Origin of the sequence: Nocardia pseudovaccinii NBRC 100343 (assembly GCF_001613225.1) — a bacterium.
Classification (GTDB): domain Bacteria; phylum Actinomycetota; class Actinomycetes; order Mycobacteriales; family Mycobacteriaceae; genus Nocardia; species Nocardia pseudovaccinii.
The window spans coordinates 1-8,045 of the sequence record NZ_BDBY01000349.1 but is presented as its reverse complement, the minus strand read 5'-3'; the positions used below and the strand labels follow the sequence as shown (position 1 = coordinate 8,045).

Annotated in this window: 8 protein-coding genes and 1 pseudogene; 3 read left to right on the top strand and 6 right to left on the bottom strand. The window is 66.6% G+C overall.

Annotated features, from left to right (window positions below):
• Nucleotides 1-474: pseudogene (locus tag NP3_RS49480) on the top strand (amino acid permease); the annotation flags it as partial.
• A gap of 366 nt (nucleotides 475-840) precedes the next feature.
• On the opposite strand, the gene NP3_RS38295 reads toward NP3_RS49480, so the two are convergent.
• From NP3_RS38295 to NP3_RS51690, 3 genes are all read right to left on the bottom strand, one after another.
• Nucleotides 841-1,251, bottom strand: a complete 411-nt coding sequence (locus NP3_RS38295; RefSeq protein ID WP_063046605.1) for a hypothetical protein — start codon at nucleotides 1,249-1,251, stop codon at nucleotides 841-843.
• Entirely contained in the window at nucleotides 1,248-1,406 is a 159-nt protein-coding gene (locus NP3_RS49475; RefSeq protein ID WP_169338103.1) for a hypothetical protein, read from the bottom strand. The genes NP3_RS38295 and NP3_RS49475 overlap by 4 nt, the downstream gene beginning before the upstream one ends.
• A gap of 62 nt (nucleotides 1,407-1,468) precedes the next feature.
• Nucleotides 1,469-1,603: a transposase gene (locus tag NP3_RS51690; RefSeq protein WP_169814657.1), complete on the bottom strand. Its 135-nt coding sequence runs from the start codon at nucleotides 1,601-1,603 to the stop codon at nucleotides 1,469-1,471.
• Nucleotides 1,604-2,325: 722 nt separating this feature from the next.
• On the opposite strand from NP3_RS51690, the gene NP3_RS50945 reads away from it, so the two are divergent.
• Complete coding sequence (locus NP3_RS50945) at nucleotides 2,326-2,835, top strand: RNA-guided endonuclease InsQ/TnpB family protein (RefSeq protein WP_307680352.1); 510 nt, start codon at nucleotides 2,326-2,328, stop codon at nucleotides 2,833-2,835.
• Nucleotides 2,836-3,048: 213 nt separating this feature from the next.
• On the opposite strand, the gene mshB is transcribed toward NP3_RS50945, so the two are convergent.
• From mshB to typA, 3 genes are all read right to left on the bottom strand, one after another.
• Nucleotides 3,049-3,921, bottom strand: a complete 873-nt coding sequence (gene mshB / locus NP3_RS38285) for an N-acetyl-1-D-myo-inositol-2-amino-2-deoxy-alpha-D-glucopyranoside deacetylase (protein ID WP_063046607.1) — start codon at nucleotides 3,919-3,921, stop codon at nucleotides 3,049-3,051.
• Nucleotides 3,918-5,687 (bottom strand): ABC transporter family substrate-binding protein, encoded by a 1,770-nt coding sequence (locus NP3_RS38280; protein ID WP_444980800.1) that lies wholly within the window; start codon nucleotides 5,685-5,687, stop codon nucleotides 3,918-3,920. The genes mshB and NP3_RS38280 overlap by 4 nt, the downstream gene beginning before the upstream one ends.
• Before the next feature lie 63 nt (nucleotides 5,688-5,750).
• Nucleotides 5,751-7,649 (bottom strand): translational GTPase TypA, encoded by a 1,899-nt coding sequence (gene typA, locus NP3_RS38275; protein ID WP_063046604.1) that lies wholly within the window; start codon nucleotides 7,647-7,649, stop codon nucleotides 5,751-5,753.
• Between the two features lie 153 nt (nucleotides 7,650-7,802).
• Between typA and NP3_RS49470 the strand changes: the two genes are divergently transcribed.
• Entirely contained in the window at nucleotides 7,803-7,979 is a 177-nt protein-coding gene (locus NP3_RS49470) for a hypothetical protein (RefSeq protein WP_085998628.1), read from the top strand.
• The last annotated feature ends 66 nt before the right edge of the window (nucleotides 7,980-8,045 follow it).

The following is an 8,045-nucleotide window of genomic DNA, read 5'->3' as shown; positions in this document are numbered from 1 at the left end:
GAAGACTACTACCGCAGCGTCGCCGACCAACTCAGCCTCGGCCGAATCCCCGTTCTCCCACCGCAATCTCCGGATCAGGAACCGATGCTCGTCGTGGTTCCGGTGGTCGCGGTCAGCGAAGTCACCGCGCGCGCCTTGCGCACCGCCCAGGCTTTCGACGGCGAAATCGTCGCCGTCGCAGCCGAAATCGAACCCGCCGCAACTCGTCGGCTCAGCGCGCAGTGGAAGCAGTGGGATCCGGGCGTCCCCCTCACCGTCCTCCCGAGCCCACGCCGCAGTCTCATCACCACCCTCGTCGGTTACGTCCGCGCCCAAACCCGAACCGGCCGCCAAGTCACCGTGCTCCTGGCCCAGGTGGAAGCGGCCCACTGGTACCACCGTCCGCTGCACAACCCCCGCGGTCCCGTCTTGGCCGCCGCCCTCCGCGCCCGCACCGACGCCGTGATCGCCAGCCTGGCCATTCGCCTCGACTGAGTCCACGTTGCGCCCGTAGGCGTTGCCGCGATACTCGAATGTCAGGTCCGAATGAACCGGGGGGTAGACATGATTCGACGGCGGTCCATGCCACAGTGATCGCGGCGGTGCTGCTCGGCGCGGTCGGCTGCGGATCCGACGACCCGGCACGGCGGCACCGGGACCTGTACGCCCGACCGGCGCATCCGTCACCATCACGCAACACGCCGAAACGGAAGACCAGACGGCCCGGCAGTCGATCCGCTGGCTGTCCCGAGGTGGTCTCTGGTTCCCCAGCGGCGACGCAACCGTCGACACAACGTCGACCGCCACGGACATCACTGCCATAGCCGTCCCCGGTCCGAATCCCCATAGCGACAACAGGACTCAGCGGGTGGTGAACAACCCCGCGTTTGTTCGGATGTAGATGTAGAGCAGCGGCGGGACCAATCCGCAGAACAGGAGCAGCAGGGTGCGCCAGTCGCTGCCCAGCATGATGTCGCCGCCTGGGCCGGTTACGGAGCAGGTCAAAAAGCCGAGGGTCCAGGCGGCTATGGGGAGGAACATTGCGCCTACGCGGTGGGTTATGGAGCGGACTCCCATCACCAGGAGGACGTTGACCACACCGGCCAGCACTGCGGACAGGGGGAAGGCGACGGTGTTGATATAGGTGGGGAGGTAGAGGACCTCGAGGGCGAGGGTGATCACAGCGTCCAGGACCAAGACGGCGATGATCACCGGCCCCAAGGGCAGAGTGTCGTGGGTGCGGTCCGGAGCCTTGTCGAAAGTGACCCTCACGCGACCGGCGGGAAACCGAGGAGGGTGAGCAGGTGGCTCTGCATATCGACGAACGCGTACAGCACCGACATGTAGAGGTCGTGCTGTTGCTGCGCGCCAGGGCGCAGGCTGTCCACGAAGGCAGCGATGGCGTTCTGCAGATCCCAGTTGTACATGATCGGAGTCTAAGCCGAAATCACTCGCCTTCAACTGGGGTTGTGCAAGGAATCCCGACCCTTTAGGCCTTGGGCGGAAGTGCGGACCGGACGCTGGTCCAGTCGTTCTGCTGGTCGAGGTACTCTGTGATCACTGACAGTGGCGCACCGCCACTCGATGCCGCGAAATACGACGGCGACCAGAATGCCCGCCCCACAAGAACTTCCGAACATGATCGGGAAACTTCTGGCGTAATTTAGTGTGTTGGGGTGAAGCTGGTTGTGCAGGTCAAACTGCTCCCCGAGGCGGCGACCGCGTCCGCGCTGCGGGAGACACTGACGCTGTGCAACCAGGCGGCTAACCAGGTCTCCCGTGCCGCGTTCACCACCGGCACCACCGGTAAGCAGGAGCTGCAACGGCTCACCTACACCGCTGTCAAGCAACTCGGGGTGTCGGCGCAGCCCGCGCTGCAGTGCATCCACAAAACCCGCCGGGGCCTACACGACGCTGCGAGCGAACCTGGCGGCCGGGAAACTACGGCCCTGCGGGGTCGAAACGCCGCGAACGTGTTGCAGCCGAACCGATCCGGTTCCGCAAGGACGCGGCGCAACCGTTCGACGATCGCTGCCTGTCCTGGCAGCTCGACGCCCGCACCGTATCCATCTGGACCGTCCACGGCCGGGCCAGGAACATTCCATTTGCCTGCTCTGCTGAGCAAGCAAAAATGCTCGCCGACCACCGTCGCGGCGAATCAGATCTCGTGTACCGGGGCGGACACTGGTACCTGTACGCGACCTGCGAGGTCCCTGGACCGGAGTTCTCCGACCCGAGCGGCGGGTTCGTCGGGGTGGATCTGGGCATCGCCAACATCGCCACCACCAGTGACGGCGCTCGCTACGCCGGAAACACCTCAACTAGGTCCGGCACCGCAACCGGCGCATCCGCCAACGCCTGCAACGGAAAGCAACGAAATCAGCGAAGCGGCTACTGCGCAGGATCTCCGGCCGCGAGAAGCGGTTCGCCGCCGACACCAACCACCGTGTTTCCAAGACGATCGTGACCGAGGCTCAACGCACCTCACGCGGTATCGCCCTCGAAGATCTGGGCGGTATCCGCGAGAGGGTACGGCTACGCAAGCCCCAGCGGGTCACGCTGCACTCCTGGAGTTTCGCGCAACTGGGCACCTACATCGCCTGCAAAGCCCGCCGCGCCAGGATCCCGGTGGCGCATGTGGACCCGCGGTACACCTCCCAACAGTGCTCGGGGTGCGGGCACACCTCGCGGAAGAACCGGCCCGACCAGGCCACCTTTGTTTGCACGTCATGCGGTTTCGCTGAACACGCCGACGTGAACGCAGCCCGTAACATCGCCGCACGCGCTGTTGCGGGCTGGGCAGTGAGTCACGCTGCCGACGACGCGGCCGAGCCCACGCCAGCCAGGCGTGGGTGAGAGCTGCAAGCTCGACCCTTCAAGGCCGAGAAGTTGACTGGGGATGTTCGCGAGAGCGCCGACCGGTATCCGTGATCCTCGATGCTGAGGTGAGCTTTGTCGCCGACCGCTGTCATGAACCGCTATGCCCTCCGCATCGATGTCCGAAATCACAAAGACGGTACTCGCCGCCGAAACCAGCGACGACAGCAACCCTCAGGCAACGATCAGAAATCACAAGCCCGCGAACAAGTCGTGTTCACGCCCATCGGCCCCGACCGGACCGCGCGTACCACGGACCAGGATGAAGTGCTCCTCCGGAAGAACCGGCTGCGCAACATTATTGGACAGCGCGAACTCGCGCCCCGACGGCGCGACCGTCACCTGCGTGGCATGCGCCCGCAAGGCCGCCCGCTTGGCGGCCAGCGAATCGGATACGTCGATGGTGGTCGTCACCGTATGACTCGGCACGCTCGCGAGTTCTCCCGCGGCGGGCAACCGCCAGCCGCGCGGCAATGCGCCGGGCAGCCCCGCCACGGTCCGCCGCGCCAGCGCCTCGGTGTGCAGGCGCAACATATCGGCGTCGGTGACCGTCCAATAGAACTTCGGGGTGTCCCAGCCCTGCTCGGCCGCCGCGGTCACCGCCGCCGAGGTGACCCAGTGCGCGCGAATATGGTCCGGATGCCCGTAACCGCCGCGCGGGTCATAGCCGATCACCACCTGGGGCCGCAGTTCCAGCACGATCGCGGTCAATGCCTCCACCGCGGGGGCGCCGGAATGCGCGAAGGCCCGCGGATTCTCCGCCGCCGCCGTGCCCGCCATACCGGAGTCGCGCCAGCACCCCGCACCGCCGAGGAACCGCGGCGGTCCGGCCTTCAGCGCGGTCAGCGCCTCGGTGAGCTCCGCGATCCGGTAGCCGCCCAACTGATCGGCCTGCTCGGCGGCCAGCTGTGCCCATTCGTCGCCGATCACCTCACCCTCTTCACCGAGGGTGCAGGTCACCACCGTCACCGGTACGCCGCGGCGGCGGTAGTGCGCGATGGTGCCACCGGTGGTGATGGACTCGTCGTCCGGGTGGGCGTGCACCAGCAGCAGTCCACCCGTCATGGGATCCTGCGCCACATCGCCGCATCGCCGAAGATGCCGACCTGAATGGCTCCGCTCAGCGACGCACCGTCCACGCGCGGGCCGGATGCGGCGACCACATTGTCCTGCACGATCGGCAGCACCGTCGCCAATGCCCACAGCCGCGGCTCGGCATCGGCCAGCGCCCGGCCGACCTCTACACCACGCAACGATTCGTCGATCAGGGGCTGCAGTCCGGGCTCGCAGATGCCGGACAAATTGCTCGGCGCCTTCTTGGCCGCCTCGATGGCGGTCTGCGAATCCCCGTTGGCGGCACCGGTATCCACCGGCGGACAGCCGTAACGCGATGCGAGCACGGTGGCCGGATCCGAACCGGCGACCTCCCAGCCGACGATGGCGTCCACGCCGCTCTCGGTGAGTTCCTTGCCGTAGAGGGTATCGGCCGCGAGACTGCGCACGCTGGCATCGATTCCGGCACTGCGCAATTGGTCCGCGGCGGTATTGGCGACGGCGAGGGCGGTGGCGTCACCGGTTACCGCGCCGATCCGAATCGCAAGCGCCTTACCGTTTTTCGCGACCGAACGGGGCTGCGGTGCGGGCGAGGTCGGCGACTGCACCGGTGGCGTCTCCGGCGCCCGGCCGTAACCCGCCTCGGCCAGCAGTACGAACGCCTCCTCCGCGGACGGTCGCGGCGGCGCGGTCGGCGCGTATCCGGGATCCGACGGTGTCAGGATCTGCGCGCGCACCGGCTCGACCCAGCCGCCGGTCTGCCCGGCGACGGTGGCCAGCAGCGTCGGATCGATCAGCGCGGTCACCCCGCGCCGCACCCGGGGATCGCTGAGATCGCCACTGCGTCCATTGATTACGAACTGCAGCTCGCGCGACTGCGGCATGATCACGGTGCGCACCGACGGGATCGCCGCCAGCTGCGCCTGGGTAGCGACACCACCGTGCACCAGCGCCATCTGCGCATCACCGGTGCGCAGCGAATCGGCCAGCTGCGCGGGAGTTCCGCCGCGGCGCAACAGAATCTGATCCGGCGCCGCGGGCGTACCCCAGTACCGATCGTTGCGTTCGAGCAGGATCTCGTCGCGTCCGCGGTCGGTCGATTTGATCCGGAAGTTGCCGCCCGACACCTGAACTCCCTCGACCAGCCCAGTGGCGAAACCGCCGGGCTGGTCCTTGATCAAATGTGAGGGCAGCAGATTCGTGAACAGCTCACGCCAGGCCGGATACGGTTCGGTCATCGTGACGGTGACCGTCTTGCCGCCGCCGGAGGAGCTGATATCGGCAATGTGGCGATAGCCCGCCGGATCGACGACACCCGGCTGGGTGATCATCTGCTGCCACAGGAACCGGAAGTCCTCCGCCGCGATCGGCGCGCCATCGGACCAATTCGCCTGGTTGCGCAGCGTATAGGTGATGGTGAACGGTTCCTGCGCGGTCACCTCGGCCGAGACCACCAGCGCGGTATCCGGCACCCATTCGGTAGCGCCGGGCACGCCGGGATTCGGCACCGGCCGGAACGGGCTCGGCAACACCATCGAACTCACCGCGGCGGTGGCCGGTGACTGATCGGAACGCAGGTGCGGATTGAACCCGATGCCGATGTCGTCGATGGCCACCACGACGGTGTTCTTGCCGGGCTTGGCCGGTGTCGTCTTCGGGCTGTCGGTGCTCTCGATCGGCGGTGGCGGATTCGCGGTGCAGCCGGCGAGCACCATGGAGGAGGCCGCCATCATGATCAGCAACGCGCGTCGTATAGCCCCCGAGCTCACGTGCCGCACTCTACTTGGCCTCGCCGTCGCCCGGCCGAGTAGACCGCGACCTTGCCGAAATGGCCCCATGCCTTACAGCGCAGCCCGGTCCCGAGCCTTCCGTCGAGACAGTTCGCGGCCGCGTTCGGTGGCACCGAGGATGACCTTGCGCACCCGCACGATCTCCGGAGTCACCTCGACACATTCGTCGGCGGCACAGAACTCCATCGCCGCCTCCAGGTCGAGCTGCAGCGGCTTGGCGAGCGTCTCCATCACGTCGGCGGTCGAGCTGCGCATATTCGTCAGCTTCTTCTCGCGGGTGACATTGATATCGAGATCCTCGGCGCGCGGGTTGATGCCGACGACATGCCCCTCGTAGGTGTCCGCACCCGGCTCCACGAAGAACTGACCGCGATCGGCCAGCTGGATCATGGCGAACGGGGTCACCGAGCCCGCGCGGTCGGAGACCAGCGAACCGGTGTGACGGGCGCGAATCTCACCGGCCCACGGCGCGTAGCCGTGCGAGACAGCGTTGGCGATACCGGTGCCGCGGGTTTCGGTGAGGAAGTCGGTGCGGAAGCCGATCAGGCCGCGCGAGGGAACGATGAACTCCATCCGCACCCAACCGGCGGCGTGGTTGTTCATCTGGACCATCTTGCCCTTGCGGGCGGCCAGCAGTTGGGTGATCGCGCCGAGGTACTCGTCGGGGCAGTCGATGGTCAGCTCTTCGTACGGCTCGTGCACCTTGCCGTCGACCTGCTTGGTGACCACCTGCGGCTTGCCGACGGTCAGCTCGAAGCCCTCGCGACGCATCTGCTCGACCAGGATGGCCAGCGCCAGCTCACCGCGGCCCTGCACCTCCCAGGCATCCGGGCGGCCGATATCGAGCACGCGCAGCGAGACATTGCCGACCAGTTCGGAGTCCAGGCGCGACTTCACCATGCGTGCGGTCAGCTTGTGGCCCTGCACCCGGCCGACCAGCGGCGAGGTATTGGTGCCGATGGTGACCGAGATGGCGGGCTCGTCGACCGTGATGCGCGGCAGCGCAACGGGATTGTCGATATCGGCGAGGGTGTCGCCGATCATGATCTCCGGGATGCCCGCGATGGCGACGATGTCACCGGCCACCGCGACCTCACCGGGCTGCCGCTCGACACCGATGGTCTGCAGCAACTCGGTGATCTTGACCTGCTTGATACCGTCGGCGTGCATCCACGCGACATTCTGGCCCTTGCGCAGCTCACCGCTGTAGATGCGGACCAGCGCGAGGCGACCGAGGAAGGCCGAGGCGTCGAGGTTGGTGACGTGCGCCTGCAGCGGCGCGGTCGAATCGCCCTTGGGCGCCGGGATGTTCTCCAGCAGCACGTCGAACAGCGCGTCCAGGTTCTCCGCGGCGGGCGCGCTGCCGTTCTCGGGACGTTCCTTGGATGCCTTGCCCTCACGGCCGGAGGCGTAGAGGACCGGCAGGTCCAGCGCGAGTTCGGCGGCCTCGGCGGCCTCGTCGTCCAGATCGGAAGCCAGGTCGAGCAGCAGGTCGTGGCTCTCCTCGACGACCTCCTCGATGCGGGCGTCGGGACGGTCGGTCTTGTTCACCACCAGAATGACCGGCAACTTCGCGGCCAGCGCCTTGCGCAGCACGAAGCGGGTCTGCGGCAGCGGTCCCTCGGACGCGTCGACCAGCAGTACGACACCGTCGACCATGGACAGACCGCGCTCGACCTCACCACCGAAGTCGGCGTGGCCGGGGGTGTCGATGACGTTGATCACGGTGACCGAACCGTCCTGATGGTGCCGGTGCACGGCGGTGTTCTTGGCGAGAATGGTGATGCCCTTCTCGCGTTCCAGGTCACCGGAGTCCATCACACGATCGACGAGCTCGGCGCGTTCGGCGAAGGCGCCGGACTGGCGCAGCATGGCGTCGACCAGCGTCGTCTTACCGTGGTCGACGTGGGCCACGATGGCGACGTTGCGAAAATCGCGTGCAGACGACACGCCTCAATCCTCCTGCTGTTGGTATAGATGTCGGCCGACCCCTGCAAACAGGTGGAGAATCGAAACTCACCAGGGCATTGCGGCCAGTTACACAGTACCGGCATCCGAGCGGCTCGCAGACCGCGCACTCCGCTAAGGGTATGCTAACCAATCATGGGCAAGGTCAAGGCGAAGAAGGTTTCTAGCCTCAAACCGAAGAAGAAGTGCTGTCGCAAGAAGACGCGCTGCTTGAAGTGCCCGGTTGTCATCATGCGGATGAAACGCCTGGAAGCGGCCGGTTGCTGCGGCAAGGAACTGAAGAAGGGCCTCAAGAAGGCCCGCGCCGCCTGAGCGACGAATCCGGATTCCCTGATGCCTTCGCGCCTCTAGGGGTACAACTCGGATATGAGCGAACGT